This window comes from Mesorhizobium sp. 113-1-2 (assembly GCF_016756475.1).
Taxonomy (GTDB): Bacteria; Pseudomonadota; Alphaproteobacteria; order Rhizobiales; family Rhizobiaceae; genus Mesorhizobium; species Mesorhizobium loti_C.
The window spans coordinates 7,839,665-7,853,095 of sequence record NZ_AP023242.1 but is presented as its reverse complement, the minus strand read 5'-3'; the positions used below and the strand labels follow the sequence as shown (position 1 = coordinate 7,853,095).

Annotated in this window: 11 protein-coding genes; 5 read left to right on the top strand and 6 right to left on the bottom strand. The window is 64.4% G+C overall.

Annotated elements, in window-relative coordinates:
- Positions 1–107 precede the first annotated feature (107 nt).
- Positions 108–1,448, top strand: coding sequence for an MATE family efflux transporter (locus tag JN279_RS37685; protein WP_096453457.1), 1,341 nt, complete (start codon positions 108–110; stop codon positions 1,446–1,448).
- Here the strand turns inward: JN279_RS37685 and JN279_RS37680 are convergent.
- Together JN279_RS37680 and JN279_RS37675 are read right to left on the bottom strand one after the other, a co-directional pair.
- Positions 1,441–2,520 (bottom strand): quinone-dependent dihydroorotate dehydrogenase, encoded by a 1,080-nt coding sequence (locus JN279_RS37680; RefSeq protein ID WP_202351668.1) that lies wholly within the window; start codon positions 2,518–2,520, stop codon positions 1,441–1,443. The two genes, JN279_RS37685 and JN279_RS37680, sit on opposite strands and share 8 nt — an antisense overlap.
- Positions 2,517–2,867 carry a DUF952 domain-containing protein gene (locus tag JN279_RS37675; RefSeq protein ID WP_096453461.1) on the bottom strand — a complete coding sequence of 117 codons (351 nt, stop codon included), beginning with the start codon at positions 2,865–2,867 and terminating at the stop codon, positions 2,517–2,519. The genes JN279_RS37680 and JN279_RS37675 overlap by 4 nt, the downstream gene beginning before the upstream one ends.
- Positions 2,868–2,974: 107 nt before the next feature.
- On the opposite strand from JN279_RS37675, the gene JN279_RS37670 reads away from it, so the two are divergent.
- Both JN279_RS37670 and JN279_RS37665 read left to right on the top strand, forming a co-directional pair.
- Positions 2,975–3,409: a hypothetical protein gene (locus JN279_RS37670; RefSeq protein ID WP_096458508.1), complete on the top strand. Its 435-nt coding sequence runs from the start codon at positions 2,975–2,977 to the stop codon at positions 3,407–3,409.
- A 182-nt stretch (positions 3,410–3,591) separates the two neighbouring features.
- The gene (locus JN279_RS37665) at positions 3,592–4,251 is read left to right on the top strand and encodes a response regulator transcription factor (RefSeq protein ID WP_096453463.1); all 660 of its coding nucleotides are present in this window, start codon (positions 3,592–3,594) and stop codon (positions 4,249–4,251) included.
- A 17-nt stretch (positions 4,252–4,268) separates the two neighbouring features.
- On the opposite strand, the gene JN279_RS37660 is transcribed toward JN279_RS37665, so the two are convergent.
- Positions 4,269–5,777, bottom strand: a complete 1,509-nt coding sequence (locus tag JN279_RS37660) for an MFS transporter (protein ID WP_096453465.1) — start codon at positions 5,775–5,777, stop codon at positions 4,269–4,271.
- A 135-nt stretch (positions 5,778–5,912) separates the two neighbouring features.
- Between JN279_RS37660 and JN279_RS37655 the strand changes: the two genes are divergently transcribed.
- Positions 5,913–6,821, top strand: coding sequence for a LysR family transcriptional regulator (locus tag JN279_RS37655; protein WP_096453467.1), 909 nt, complete (start codon positions 5,913–5,915; stop codon positions 6,819–6,821).
- Between the two features lie 42 nt (positions 6,822–6,863).
- On the opposite strand, the gene JN279_RS37650 is transcribed toward JN279_RS37655, so the two are convergent.
- Positions 6,864–8,135 (bottom strand): MDR family MFS transporter, encoded by a 1,272-nt coding sequence (locus tag JN279_RS37650; protein WP_244734339.1) that lies wholly within the window; start codon positions 8,133–8,135, stop codon positions 6,864–6,866.
- Between the two features lie 140 nt (positions 8,136–8,275).
- Positions 8,276–8,932, bottom strand: coding sequence for an O-methyltransferase (locus tag JN279_RS37645; RefSeq protein WP_202351667.1), 657 nt, complete (start codon positions 8,930–8,932; stop codon positions 8,276–8,278).
- 94 nt (positions 8,933–9,026) lie between these two features.
- Here JN279_RS37645 and JN279_RS37640 point away from each other — a divergent pair, with 94 nt between their 5' ends.
- Complete coding sequence (locus JN279_RS37640) at positions 9,027–9,662, top strand: TetR family transcriptional regulator (RefSeq protein ID WP_202353889.1); 636 nt, start codon at positions 9,027–9,029, stop codon at positions 9,660–9,662.
- 32 nt (positions 9,663–9,694) lie between these two features.
- Here JN279_RS37640 and JN279_RS37635 read toward each other — a convergent pair whose 3' ends face one another.
- On the bottom strand, positions 9,695–13,204 hold the full coding sequence (locus tag JN279_RS37635) for a PAS domain-containing hybrid sensor histidine kinase/response regulator (protein WP_202351666.1): 3,510 nt from the start codon (positions 13,202–13,204) through the stop codon (positions 9,695–9,697).
- Positions 13,205–13,431 lie beyond the last annotated feature (227 nt).

Genomic DNA, 13,431 nt, shown 5'->3' with positions numbered 1-13,431 from the left:
AGACCGGGATTTCGGTTGGCCGTCGCGGGAAGAGTGATTGCGCGGTGGCCGGAAAATGGGGCACATCGGCTCTTCGATCAAGCCGCAATCAGCAAGGCAGCAATCCTTTGGACAAGGGTGCAACCCCAGCCGACGCCAGATCTTTTATCGTCACCAACCGCTCGGTGCTCGCCATCGCGGTGCCGATGACGCTCGCCTATCTGACCACGCCGATGCTTGGCCTGGTCGACACGGCTGTTGTCGGACAGTTCGGCGACGCGGCTCTTCTCGGCGGCCTTGCGGCGGGCGCGCTTGTTTTCGACGTCGTCTTCACCAGCTTCAATTTCCTGCGTTCGGGCACCACCGGCCTCGTCGCCCAGGCTTTCGGGCGTGGCGACGCGCTCGAGGAACAGGCGGTGTTCTGGCGCGCCGTTCTGATCGCGGTCGTTGCCGGCATCGTGCTGGCGGCACTTTCGCCGCTGATCGCCATCGGCGGCCAGTGGTTCATGGGCGCTGAACCGCGCGTCAGCGAGGCGATGGGCGTCTACATCGGGATCAGGCTGCTTGCCGCACCGTTCTCGCTGATCAACTACGCCATTCTCGGCTATGTCCTGGGGCGTGGCGAGGGTGGGCTCGGCCTTGTGCTGCAACTGGTGTTGAACGGCATCAACATCGCGCTCTGCTTCCTGCTTGGCCTGGAACTTGGCTGGGGCGTTGCAGGCGTCGCTTGGGCAACCGTCACGGGCGAATTCCTGGCCATGCTGCTGGGTCTTGCCATCGTGGTCCGCCGCTTTCGCGCGAGCCCGCCCTTGCCGCGCCATCGGCTGCTCGACATGGCCGCCTTCCTGCGCATGCTGTCGCTCAACCGCGATATCATGATCCGCTCGTTCTCACTGCTTGCCGCCTTCGCGCTGTTCACCCGCCAGGGTGCGCAGTTCGGCACGGTGACGCTGGCTGCCAATGCGGTGTTGATGAACTTCTTCCTCGTCGCCGGCTATTTCCTCGACGGTTTTGCCACCGCCGCCGAACAGCTCGCCGGCCGTGCCGTCGGCGCGCGTGCCGAGCAGCCTTTCCGGCAGGCGGTGCGGTTGACCCTGTTCTGGGGTTTCGGACTGGCCGGCGCCGCGACCCTTGTGCTGCTCTCGGCCGGCGCCAATCTGGTCGCCACCGTCACGACATCGCAGGAGGTCCGCTCGGTCGCCGACATCTATCTGCCCTGGGCGGCGTTCACCGCGCTGAGCGGCGTGCTGGCGTTCCAGATGGACGGCGTCTTCATCGGCGCGACCTGGTCGCGCGACATGCGCAACATGATGTTGCTGTCCTTCATGGTCTTTGCCGTCGCTTTGCTGACGCTCGCGCCCGCCTTCGGCAATCACGGCCTGTGGGCGGCGCTGCACGTGTTCCTGCTGGCGCGCGGCCTCAGCCTGCTGGCGATCCTGCAGCTAAGGGTGCGCACGGCGTTCAGCTGAGTGGCTTGGACGCCCATCGATCGAGATGGCTGTCGCGCAGTTCGCGAATGGACTTCAGCCGCTCGGTTTCGGCAAATTGCGCCATCGCGGCGACGATCCGACCCGGAAGCGCCGGCCCGGCATAGATCATGCTGGTGTAGAGCTGCACCAGATCGGCCCCGGCGCGGATCTTCTCCAGTGCCGCATCGGCAGAATCGACGCCGCCGACCCCGACGATGGCGATATCCGAGCCAAGCAGCTTGCGCATCTTCGCCAGCACGATGGTCGAGCGTTCGAACAGCGGTTTTCCCGAAAGCCCACCGGTCTCGCCGGCGGCGCCAGTGCTGCGCAATGCCGGCCGCGAAATGGTGGTGTTGGAGACGATGATGCCGTCGATCCGTTTTTCAACGACCTCGGCGGCGATGTCCTCCAGTTCGGCTTCGACCAGATCCGGCGCAATCTTCAGGAAGACCGGCGGCTGGGCTGCGGCTGACGCGCGCGCGGCCATGACACGCGACAAAAGTTCGCCGAGCTGCTCGCGCGCCTGCATGTTGCGCAGGCCGGGCGTGTTGGGCGAGGAGATGTTGACCGTCAAATAGTTGGCATAGGCGGCAAAGCGCGCGACCCCGCGCTCATAGTCACTGACGCGATCGGTGCTGTCCTTGTTGGCGCCGATGTTGACGCCGACAATGCCGGGACGTCCCTGGCGCGCGGCAAGGCGCTTTTCGGCCGCTGCGTGGCCCTCATTGTTGAAGCCCAGCCGGTTGATCACTGCTTCGTCCGCCGTCAGTCGGAAAATGCGCGGCTTCGGATTGCCGGCCTGCGGCAGCGGCGTGACGGTGCCGACCTCGGCAAAGCCGAAGCCGAGGCCAAGCAGCGCGTCGGGCACCTCGGCGTTCTTGTCGTAGCCGGCCGCCATGCCGAGCGGGTTGGGGAAATCGAGGCCGCAAAGGCTGACCTTCAGCCTGATGTCGCGCACCGCCCGCGCGCCGACCGGCAATCCGCAACGCAGTGCGGCGATCGACATCCCATGCGCGGTTTCCGGATCGAATGTGAAAAGCAGTTTTTGGCCAAGCCGGTCGAACAGACTCATTCGGCCTCCAGCGGCGGGAACTGGTGCGCGCCGTCGGCGCCAAGCGGCAGCGGCTTGACCCACTTGACGGTGTTCAACTCCAGCACGTCGTAGAGATGCGGAAACAGTGCGCCGCCGCGCGAAACCTCGTATTTCAGGGCAGGCCCCAGGCTGGCCTCGTCGATGGCCACCAGCAGCAGGTCCGTCTGGCCGGCAAAATGCTTTGCCGCGGTTTCCCGGACCTGCGCTGCCGTGGAGAAATGGATGAAGCCGTCGGCGACGTCGATCGGCGCGCCGGTAAAGCGGCCGCCGGCTTCGGCCTCGCGCCAAAGCGCTTGCGGGGTTATCTTGTAGATAATCTGAGACATGGTTGCGCTATAGTCCGAACCAGTCGTGCGGGGAAGGCCACGCCAAGGGTCTTCCCCATTTCCGGCGCAAACATGCGATATTTCAGGCTTTGGCCATGGAGGACAACATGCGTCTGCAACACATCTTGATCCCCGCCGCGCTGGTTTCACTGGTCGCGGCCTCCGCCTCTTCGGAAGAAACCGACCGCTATCGACTGGAAAAATCCGCCAACGGCTATGTCCGCATGGACACGCAGACCGGCGCAATGTCGATCTGCGAGGAACGTTCGGGCCAGCTCGTCTGCAAGGTGGCGGCCGACGAACGCGCCGCTTTCCAGGACGAAATCGACCGCCTGCAAACCTCGATGAAGGCGATGGACGAGCGCGTCACCAAGCTTGAGAATTCGCTGTCCGCCCGGCTCGAATCGAAACTGCCGAGCGAGGAGGATTTCAACAAGACGATGAGCTACATGGAGCGCTTCCTGAAGGGCTTCATGGGCATCGTCAAGGATATGGACAAGGACAACGGTGGCGGCGCCCAGCTCAATTCGGAGAAGACCTGAGCTTCCTACAGCGCCGCGCGTCCTTTTGGACGCGCAAAGGACGCTGTAGTACTTTGATCTTGCGAAGTAGGGAAAACGCGGCGCGCTGGTTTTGCCGCTTGAAAACAGCGCGCCGCCCCTCATAATCGTCCGACTGGTCCCGAAAAGCTCAAAAATCATCGACGGGATTCGGGGAGGAACATTTGCCGCCAGGCTATTCTTTCGTCATCGCCGACGATCATCCGCTGTTTCGCGGTGCTCTGCGCGAAGCGCTTGCCGGCATCGGCAATGTCGCTGTCATTCACGAGGCTGGTGATTTCGAAAGCGCAAAGGCATTGGTCGTGGCCAATGAGGATGTCGATCTGGTACTGCTCGATTTGTCGATGCCGGGCGCCAGCGGCCTCTCCGGCCTGATTTCGCTGCGCGGTATCCATCCTGCGGTGCCGCTTATCGTGGTCTCGGCGCATGACGATCCGGCGACCATCAGGCGCGCGCTCGATCTTGGCGCCTCCGGCTTCATCTCCAAATCGGCCAGCATGGAGGAGATCCGCAACGCCGTGCAATCGGTGCTGGCCGGCGACATCGCCGCGCCCGTCGGTGTCGATCTCGGCGTCGAGCGCGATCCAGAGATATCGGACCTGATCAAGCGCCTGCAGGCGCTGACGCCGCAGCAGACCCGCGTGCTCGGTATGCTGGCCGAGGGTCTGCTCAACAAGCAGATCGCCTATGAGCTCGGCGTTTCCGAGGCGACCATCAAGGCGCACGTTTCTGCCATCCTGCAGAAGCTTGGCGTCGACAGCCGCACCCAGGCGGTGATCCTTTTGTCCAAGATCGGCAGCGACCCGTTGCAGACCAACAGCTGAGTGCCTGCGTCGTCCGCTCAATCGGAACACTCAACCTCTTTTCGCACAGGCCGGGCGTTGAAGCTCGCGAAGCTGATGGCGGCCATGATCCAGACGCCGATGCCGCCATAGAGCATCACCCAGCCAAAGCCGTTGCGCAAGGCATTGTGGACGACGGAATCGGCAAGATCGGTATTGGGGTTTCCTGCCGCGATGCCGTCGGCGAACAGACGCAGCTGGTTGGCGTCGAGGTCGGGCAGTGCAACGCTCAGATGCGCCAGCACGCCACTCGCCAGGATGAAGCCCATCACCGCTATGTTCACCGCCAGTGAAACCATGCGGGCGCTCATGTCGATGCCGGACGCCATGCCCGCCCGGTCGCTTGAAACGGAGCCCGTTGTCGTGTTGGTGACGGGCGTATTGGTGATGCCAAGACCGGTTCCAGCGATCAGGCAGCCGGGCAGCATCGTCAGCCAGTCTGGCCGCGCGGCGGCGCTGCCGAACTTCATCAGGATGAAACCGACGCCGATGATGACGAGCCCGGCCGGAATGATGACGCCGGGCTGGTAGCGCAGCGAAAGCCGCTCCGCCAAGGGCGGCATGGCGAGTGTCGGCAGCGTGTAGGCGAGCAGGGCAAGGCCGGTGGCGACGCTGTCATAGCCGAGCCCGGCATGGAACCAGATCGGCAGGTAGATCATGAACGGCCAATAGGAGAGGTTCATCGCCGCCGAGCCGACGATCGCGCCGGAAAACGGCCGGATCCGGAAGACCGAGAAGTCGAACATCGGCCGCTGGCTGATCCGCTCGGTGATGAGGAAGGCGATGAAGCTCGCAATCGAGATGCCGAGGATCGCCAGCGCCGCCGGACTGGCGAAACCGAGATCCGGTCCCTGCGTGATGTAGAAGACGAGACAGAAGACTGATGGCGACAGCGTCACGATGCCCGCCAGGTCGAGCTTGCCCGCCTGTGGGTCCTTCGATTCATGGACGCCGGTCAAAGCCAGTACGAAGGCCACGGCCGCTGCCGGCACGTGGATGAGGAACACCCATTCCCAGCTCGAGACCGCGACGATGCCACCGCCGATGATGGGTCCGAAGCCGAGGCCAACACCGAAGATGACGCCCCACCAGCCCCAGGCGACGGCGCGCTCGCGCCCTTCCCTGAATTCGGAAGACAGCACGGCGAGCTGGCAGATCAGCATCGCGCCGCCGCTCAAACCTTGCAGGAACCGGGCGACGATCAAGGTCGATACGTCGTCCGCCAGGCCGCAGATCAGCGACGTCAGACCGAAGACGGCGATGGAAACCAGGAAGACGCGCTTGCGTCCGTAGCGGTCGGCGATGGTGCCGACCGCCATCAGCACGGTCGTGACCGCGATCGTGTATGCGTTCATCACCCATTGCAATTGCCTGAAGTCGGCATGCAGCTCTTGCTCCAATGTCGGCAGGATGGTGGGAACGCTTGAAATCTCCAGCCCGAACATCAGGCATGCCAGGCATGCGGCAGACAGAACGACGATGCCGCGACGGGTCAGGGCAGTGGGCATGATCAAACCTTTCGACTTCTTGGGCAGGACGAGTCGGTATGACGGCCGCCCCGCTCAACCCAGACTAGGTCAGGCTTGATCATTTTAGAATTGCATGGTTGGCTATTTCAGAGACAACAATATGAGATAACTGACATGACGCTGGACGTAGATGCGGTGAAAGCTTTCGTCGCCGTCGCCGAGTTGCGCAGTTTTACACGCGCGGCCGAGGCGCTTGGCAGCACGCAAGGCGCAATCAGCGTCAAGCTGAAGCGGCTGGAGGATCGGGTGGGGCAGAAGCTGATCGAGCGGACGCCGCGACTGGTGCGCCTTTCAGCGCGTGGTGCGGTGTTCCTCGAACCGGCGCGCGATCTGCTCGCCGCGCACGACCGTGCCGTCGCCAGCCTCGCCGCTGTTCGCCGCCACTTTCGGCTGGGCATTGCCACCCATGTCGGCGGTGCCGAAGTGCCGACCTTGCTGGCGCGCCTCAATGCGCATGATCCCGCCTTGACCATCGAGGTGCGGCTCGACGATACGCGCGAGTTGATCGCTGCGTTCGATCGTGGCGACCTCGATGCCGCGATCGTCCGGCGCGAGGACGACCGCCGCGACGGCGAGGTGCTGGCGCCCGAACATTTCGGCTGGTACGCCACGCCGGATTTCGTCTACCGCGCCGGCGAGCCACTGCGGCTGGCGGCCTCCGCGCCTTCCTGCAGCATCCGCGACGTCATCACCGGCACGCTCGATGCGGTTGGAATACCGTGGACGCAGGTTTTCCTCGGCTGCGGCTCCTTCGCCGTTGCCGAGGCCGTTTCCGCCGGCCTCGCCGCCGGGGCCTTCTCGTCTCGCCTGGTTCCGCCCGGCACCATCGAGGTCAGCCGCAAATTCGGCCTGCCGCCGCTGCCAGCGTCGGAGATTATGCTCTTGTCCACGCTCTCGGACGCTCAATCGCGCGATGCGTTGCGCACCCTTGCCATGGCGTTTCGCGAGCATCGTCCATCGCCGGCAGCCAACGGCGCGAAGCCCCGGTTCCGCAATTCGCAGATGGTGGACAGCTCCGTCTGAGGCTGTCGACCCGCGTCTGCGCGATGACGCCGAACGAGTGTCTCAGCGATAGTTTTCGACGGCTGAGCCCAGTTGCGGCGTGGCATCCTCCTCGGTCGGCCGCGAAGGGTTCCGCGCCCCGCCGATGGCCGCGCCAAGGCCGAGCGATGCGACGGCCACCAGCGGAATGCCGGCGATCCAGGGCAGGCGCGGTGCCAGCGCGTAAAGCGCCGTGCCGATCGACGGTCCTAGCGAGTCCTTGAGGTCGACCGCAACCGACGAAGCCGCCATGTAGGAGGCGCGTCGTGCGGGCGGCGCCAACGCATTGACGGCGGTAGGCACCAGCGGCCCGACCAGCATCTGCGCGATCGAGCACAGGCTGACGGCTCCGATCAGCGTCAGCATTGCAGGCGAGGCGGCCAGCAGCGCGAAGGCGAGTATCGTCGCGAGGCCGGCACCGACCGTCAGCCACAGCGCCGACCGTGCCTCGATCAACCGGCTGACCAACATCTGCAGGCCGACCGTCAACGCGGCGGCATAGGCGAACAGTGCGCCGACGCCGGATGGCGTCAACGTCCCGGCATCCTGCGCGTAGAGCGGGATCACCGCCTCGATCCAGTTGCCGGCGACCTCGAAGAGCACGACCCAGAGCAGCAGCTTCGCCAGCCGGCCGTTGCGGAACGCCGGCAGCAGCGCGGACAGGCCCTCCTCTTCATCGTCCTCACCGTCGTGGCGGTCATCACCGGTGCCGACGCCGATCGTCTCACTCAGGGCGAAGAGCATCACGATGCCACCCAGCACAAGCGTGGTACCGCCGGCAAGAAACACGCTGCGCAGCGACACGAGCGCTAGCAAGGCGCCGCAGGCCGGTCCAAGGATCTGCCCAGTGCTTGAACTCACGCGCGCCAGGCTGAACCAGCGCGGATGCGTCGATGGCGGGGTCACGTCGGCGATCGCGGCCAGAATCGTCGGATGAAGCACCGATTCGCACATGCCGGTCAGAAGCAGCACGATTGCGGTGACGGTGACGCCATGCACGAAGAACAGGGCCAGGAAGCCGGCCCCGACGCCGAGCGACGAGGCTATCAGCACCGGTCGCCGGCCGACCCGGTCGGCGATGCCGCCGATCAGTGGTGCCGCCAGCAACTCGCCGCCGGCATAGCAGCCGAACAGCAGGCCGATCGCGCCGACGGGAATGCCCGCCTCGCTGCTCGCCCAGAGCGGAAAGAAAGGCATCAGTGCGCCATCGGCGAAACCTGCACAGAAGAAGAGCAGAAGCCCCAACAGGGCTGGGCGAGGGGCAGCGCGAAAGGAGGAAAGAAGCGTGTAGATCATGGCGTCACCTGCGCATGGAGGCCCGACCGTCGTCGACGGTCTGGAAGATTGCGCGTTGGTTGACGTAAACGCCTACGGTCGCCAGCAGCGACAGGGAGGTTTGAGCCGCATGGTTGAAACCCATGCGGCGATGGAAGCGTTCAGCCGAGCCGCACGGACAGTTCGACGTCCTCGCCAAACGGCGTGGACATGTAGCCCGATGCCGGCGAGCGTACCCGCTCCAGATATTCAGGCGAGAAGTCGGCATTGTCGGCGATGACCAGCGCGCCGGGCCTGAGCCGGCTCTCGACCAGGCTAAGGATCTCCGGATAGATCGCCTTGGCGCCATCGAGCAGCAAAAGGTCGATCGTCTCAGGCAGGTCGGCGCTCAGCGTCTCAAGCGCGTCTCCCTCGCGGATCTCCACCAGGTCGATGAGGCCGCCCTCGGTCAGATTGGCCTTGGCCCGCATCACCTTGGACGGTTCGAATTCGGTGGTGATCAGGCGGCCGCCGCCATTGTCCCTGAGCGCCGCCGCAAGATAGAGCGCCGAGATGCCGAACGAGGTGCCGAACTCGATGATGATGCGCGCGCCGCTGCTGCGCGCCAGCATGTAGAGCAGCGTGCCGGTCTCCGGCGAGATCGCCAGCCAGAGGTCCTTCAGCCGTCCGTAGAAATCGACATATTCGGTCTTGCTGTTGAGCAGGCGCGCCCGCTCCTCATGCGAGAGCGCGGCCACCGCCGGACTGGTCGCCGCATTGGCTTCCTTGAACAGGCGGGCGAGCAGGGGGCCCAGCGGGGCGTTGGTCAGCGTCGTCATGAAAACTCTCCGGTAGAAAATGACTGCGTTCTTGTGTCGGGCTGAAAATACGAATAATCCTTCAGGTTTCCAATTCGCATTGCCGAGCCGAGACATGACCGGACGCCCAAGCCATTCGATTTCCTCACGAAAACAGCCCAAACAGGCTCGCGCCGCGGACCTTGTTGAGGCGATTTTGCAGGCTGCTGTTCAGGTTTTGGCGAGCGAAGGCGCGCAGCGTTTCACCACCACGCGCGTGGCCGAAAAGGCCGGCGTCAGCGTCGGCTCGCTCTATCAGTATTTCCCCAACAAGGCCGCACTTCTGTTCAGGCTGCAGAGCGATGAATGGCGGCAGACGGGCGGCCTGCTGCGCGCCATACTCGAGGATGATCGGAAACCGCCGCTCGAACGGCTGCGTGCCCTTGTCCACGCCTTCATCCGCTCCGAATGCGAAGAGGCCGAGGTGCGCGTGGCGCTCAACGACGCCGCACCACTCTATCGCGACGCACCGGAGGCGCACGAGGCGAGAGCCTCGGGAGAGCGCACCGTCCAGACCTTTCTGCGGGAGGCATTGCCCGAGGCCCCGGAGGCCGTCCGCGCCCTGGCCGGCGATCTGATCAAAACGACACTCAGTGCGGTGGGGAAGGATTTTTCGGAAAGCCCGCGAACACCGGCCGAGATCGAAACCTATGCCGATGCGATGGCCGACATGTTCTGCGCCTATTTGGGAAGCCTGGGCCACAGGGGCTAATGTCGCCGGCTCCGTCCGGCCCGCCCTTTGGCTTACTCTGCCGCCGATGCCAGCGGCCTGACCCTGGCCATCATCGAGCGCAACACCGCCGGTTTCAACGGCTTGTTGATCACCGGAATATCGAGCCCGCTTGCTGTCGCCCGCACTTCGTTGGAACGGTCTGCAGTGACCAGCACTGCCGGCAGGTCGTCGCCATGGATGGCGCGCAACCTGGCAATGATATCGAGACCGGTTTCGCCGTCGAGATGATAGTCGGCAAGCACGATGTCCGGTCGGTGTGGCTCGGCGTTCTCCAGATCGCGTGAGCCGGACACCGTGTCGACCTTGCATCCCCAGCCTTCGAGCAGCGACCTCATCCCGTCGAGGATGCGGGCGTCGTTGTCGATGCAGAGCACATGCAGTCCGGCAAGCGAGGCCGCGGCCCGGGCGGGAGCCTTGCTTTCGACCTCGCGTCGCGGCTCCTGCACCGCGGCGACGGGCAGGATGACGGAAAAGCGCGTACCTCTGCCCGGATTGGAGAAAATACGGATTTCGAGCCTGAGCACCCGGGCGATGCGGTCGACGATGGAGAGGCCAAGACCAAGACCTTCGGCCTCGCGCGCGCCTTCATCCAACCGGGTGAACTCATGGAAGACGGTGTTCAGCTTGTCGCCGGCAATGCCGATGCCGGTGTCGATCACCTGGATTTCCGCCAGTTCGCCGCGCCGCCTGACGCCGACCAGGATGCGGCCGCGCCGTGTGTATTTGGTGGCGTTGGAAACGAGATTCTGGATCAGGCGGCGCAGCAGATTGCGGTCGGTCACCACCGTCAGAGACGACGGCATGATCGTCAGGCCGAGCTTTTTCTCCGCCGCCATTGGCCGAAAATCATTGCCGATCTGGCGCAGCAATCCGTCGAGGTTGAAAGCGGTGTCGTCCGGCTTCATCGCGCCGGCATCGAGGCGCGAGATGTCGAGCACGGCGCCCAAAATGGTCTCGACCGATTCCAGCGAGGACTCGATGTTGACCGCGGCCTTGCCGGCCGGCCCTTTGCCGGCCTTCTCGATCAGCGACGAGCAATAGAGCCGGGCGGCGTTCAGCGGCTGCAGGATGTCGTGGCCGGCAGCGGCGAGGAAGCGCGTCTTGCCGAGATTGGCCTCCTCGGCCAGCATCTGCGCCTGCGCCAGTTCCTCGTTGACCCGGGTCAACTCCTCATTGACCCTAGTCAGTTCGATAGTGCGGGTCTTGACCCGCTGTTCCAGCGATTCATTGGCGCGCTTCAGCGCCAGATCCTGCTCGACACGCCCCGAAATGTCGGTATAGGTGGCGACGATACCGCCATCCGGCATCTCGTTGGAGCGCAGCTCCAGGATGCGGCCGCTGGTCTTCATCTCCATCTGCCAGGGGCTGACAAAGCTGGTCAGCCGGTTGAGCATCGTCACGCGCTGGTCGGCGGGGATGTCGCCGCGCTCGGCGAGATGGCGCAGGATCTGGTCGAGCGAGACGCCGACCTGGCCCATCTCGTCGGGCAGGTCGAACAGCGTCCGGTACTGGCGGTTCCAGCAGATCAGGCGGAAATCCCGGTCGAAGACGGTGATGCCTTGCTCCATCTGGTCGAGCGCGATCTGTAGCAGGTCGCGATTGTGCTGCAGCGCCTCGGTGGCGTCGTCGAGCAGGCGGAAGGCATCCCGGGATTCGCGGTCATGGCGCCGAAACAGCAGCGACAGGATCAGCCGCGCCGAGGAGGAGCCGACGGCGCTGGCCAAAAGCTGCTCCGAAAAGCGGATGACGTCCATGCTCGCCTGCTCCTTGCCGTGCAGCGAGGTGCCGTTGGTCTTCTCGAACGACTGGAAGGAGCGCTCGGTGCGCTCGACGCCGAGGTAGCGGCCGATCGTGTCCTTGAGGTCGTTGACGGTGATGGCGGTGCGGAAGCGGCGCAGGCTCGGCATCGGGCCGGCGTCGCGCGGCACGAAGATCGACGCCTGGATGCGTTCCAGCGGCACCGACGCGCGCGACAGCGAGCCGAGGACGAAAAACAGCGTGTTGATCGACAGGCTCCACAACACGCCATGGTTCAGCGGTTCGGCCACGGTGCCGAACAGCGCCTGCGGCCGCAGCGCCTCGAAACCGAACAGCCCGTGCACGAGGATGTCGGTATCGGGCGCGACAAACGACGGCAGGAGCAACGTGTAGCCCCAGACGAGGATGCCGGCGACCATGCCGAGTGCGGCACCCCTGCCGTTGGCGCCGCGCCAGATCAGCCCGCCGATCAGCGCCGGCGCGAACTGCGCGATGGCCGCGAAGGACATCAGGCCGATCGACGACAGCCGCGCTGAGTTGGTGCTCTCGCGATAGTAGAGGAAGGCGATGAATAACAGGATGAAGATCGCCCCACGCCGCACATTGAGGATCAGCGTCGACCAATCCTCGTTCTCCGAGGTCGAGGTCTTGAGCAGGCGGCGCACGAACAGCGGAATGACGAGGTCGTTGGAGATCATGATCGACAGCGCCACGCTTTCGACGATGACCATCGCTGTTGCCGCCGACAGCCCGCCGATGAAGGCCGCCATGGCGAGCACGTCGTGGCCGCTGAACAGCGGCAGCGACAGCACGTAGAGATCGCTGCTGGTCCCGGTGCCGACCAGCGACAGGCCGGCAAAGGCGATCGGCAGCACGAACAGGTTGATCGCCACGAGGTAGAGCGGAAACACCCAGGTCGCGGTGCGCAATTCGGCCTCGCCGCGGTTTTCGACGATGGTGACGTAGAACTGCCGCGGCAGCATGATGATGGCAAAGCCGCTCAAGCCCGTCAGCACCAGCCAGGTGGCGAGCGAGGTGTTGTAGCCCATCGCTTGGCGCACCTGCGCATTCTCAGCCAGCTTTGCGAACATGTCGCCCGGGCCGCCGAAGATCAGGAAGGTGACCATCAGGCCGATCGCCAGGAAGGCGGCGAGCTTGACCAAGGTTTCGACCGCCACCGCCAGCACCAGCCCGTCCTGGTGCTCGGTGGCGTCGGCATGACGGGTGCCGAACAGCACGGCAAACAGCGCCAGCAGCATGGCGACGACCAGCGATATGTCGCTGACGAACGGGTCGAAGGAAGGCGGCGACCCCGTATAGTGCTCCACCATCAGGCTGACCGAACCGGAGATCGCCTTCAGCTGCAGCGCGATATAAGGCACCGCGCCGATGGTGGCGATCAGCGTGGCGATCGCCGCGACCGTGAAACTTTTACCGTAGCGCGCGCCGAGAAAGTCGGCGATCGAGGTGATCTTCTCGTTCTTGGCCAGCCGCACGATGCGGTTGAGCAGCGGAAAACCGAATACGAACACCAGCACCGGGCCGGTATAAATGCCGAGGAATTCGAGACCGCGTTCGGAGGAGAGACCGACCGAGCCGAAGAAGGTCCAGGACGTGCAATAGATGGCCAGGCTGAGCGCATAGATGAAAGGCCGCGCTCGGCTCGACCCGGATGTCGCCGAGCGGCGGTCGCCCAGGCTGGCGATTGCGAACAGCAGCGTCACATAGGCGATCGCGATGATGACAATGAACAAGCCCTGCACGCCTGGATTTTCCTCCTTTGCCGTCTTTCTATCCGGCTTGTCCGAACGCAATCACAGCTTGGCGCTGGAGTCCATTGCGGCTTTGGCAGCATGGTTGTGGTGCAAGATTCAGGAGGGAGGCCGAGGTGCCGTGACGGAAGGACAAAGCGGTTGCTTTCTCCTTTTTGCCCATGTTGCAACCGCAGGTTTTTGTTATGTTGCCGCCGGGTCGATGCCGCAAGGACGGA

Bases quoted from the DNA above. Each gene is read 5' to 3' on its own strand.
- JN279_RS37675 (WP_096453461.1), bottom strand. From the start codon at position 2,867: ATGTCTCAGATTATCTACAAGATAACCCCGCAAGCGCTTTGGCGCGAG.
- JN279_RS37680 (WP_202351668.1), bottom strand. From the start codon at position 2,520: ATGAGTCTGTTCGACCGGCTTGGCCAAAAACTGCTTTTCACATTCGAT.
- JN279_RS37650 (WP_244734339.1), bottom strand. From the start codon at position 8,135: ATGATCTACACGCTTCTTTCCTCCTTTCGCGCTGCCCCTCGCCCAGCC.
- JN279_RS37670 (WP_096458508.1), top strand. From the start codon at position 2,975: ATGCGTCTGCAACACATCTTGATCCCCGCCGCGCTGGTTTCACTGGTC.
- JN279_RS37660 (WP_096453465.1), bottom strand. From the start codon at position 5,777: ATGCCCACTGCCCTGACCCGTCGCGGCATCGTCGTTCTGTCTGCCGCA.
- JN279_RS37645 (WP_202351667.1), bottom strand. From the start codon at position 8,932: ATGACGACGCTGACCAACGCCCCGCTGGGCCCCCTGCTCGCCCGCCTG.
- JN279_RS37640 (WP_202353889.1), top strand. From the start codon at position 9,027: ATGACCGGACGCCCAAGCCATTCGATTTCCTCACGAAAACAGCCCAAA.
- JN279_RS37655 (WP_096453467.1), top strand. From the start codon at position 5,913: ATGACGCTGGACGTAGATGCGGTGAAAGCTTTCGTCGCCGTCGCCGAG.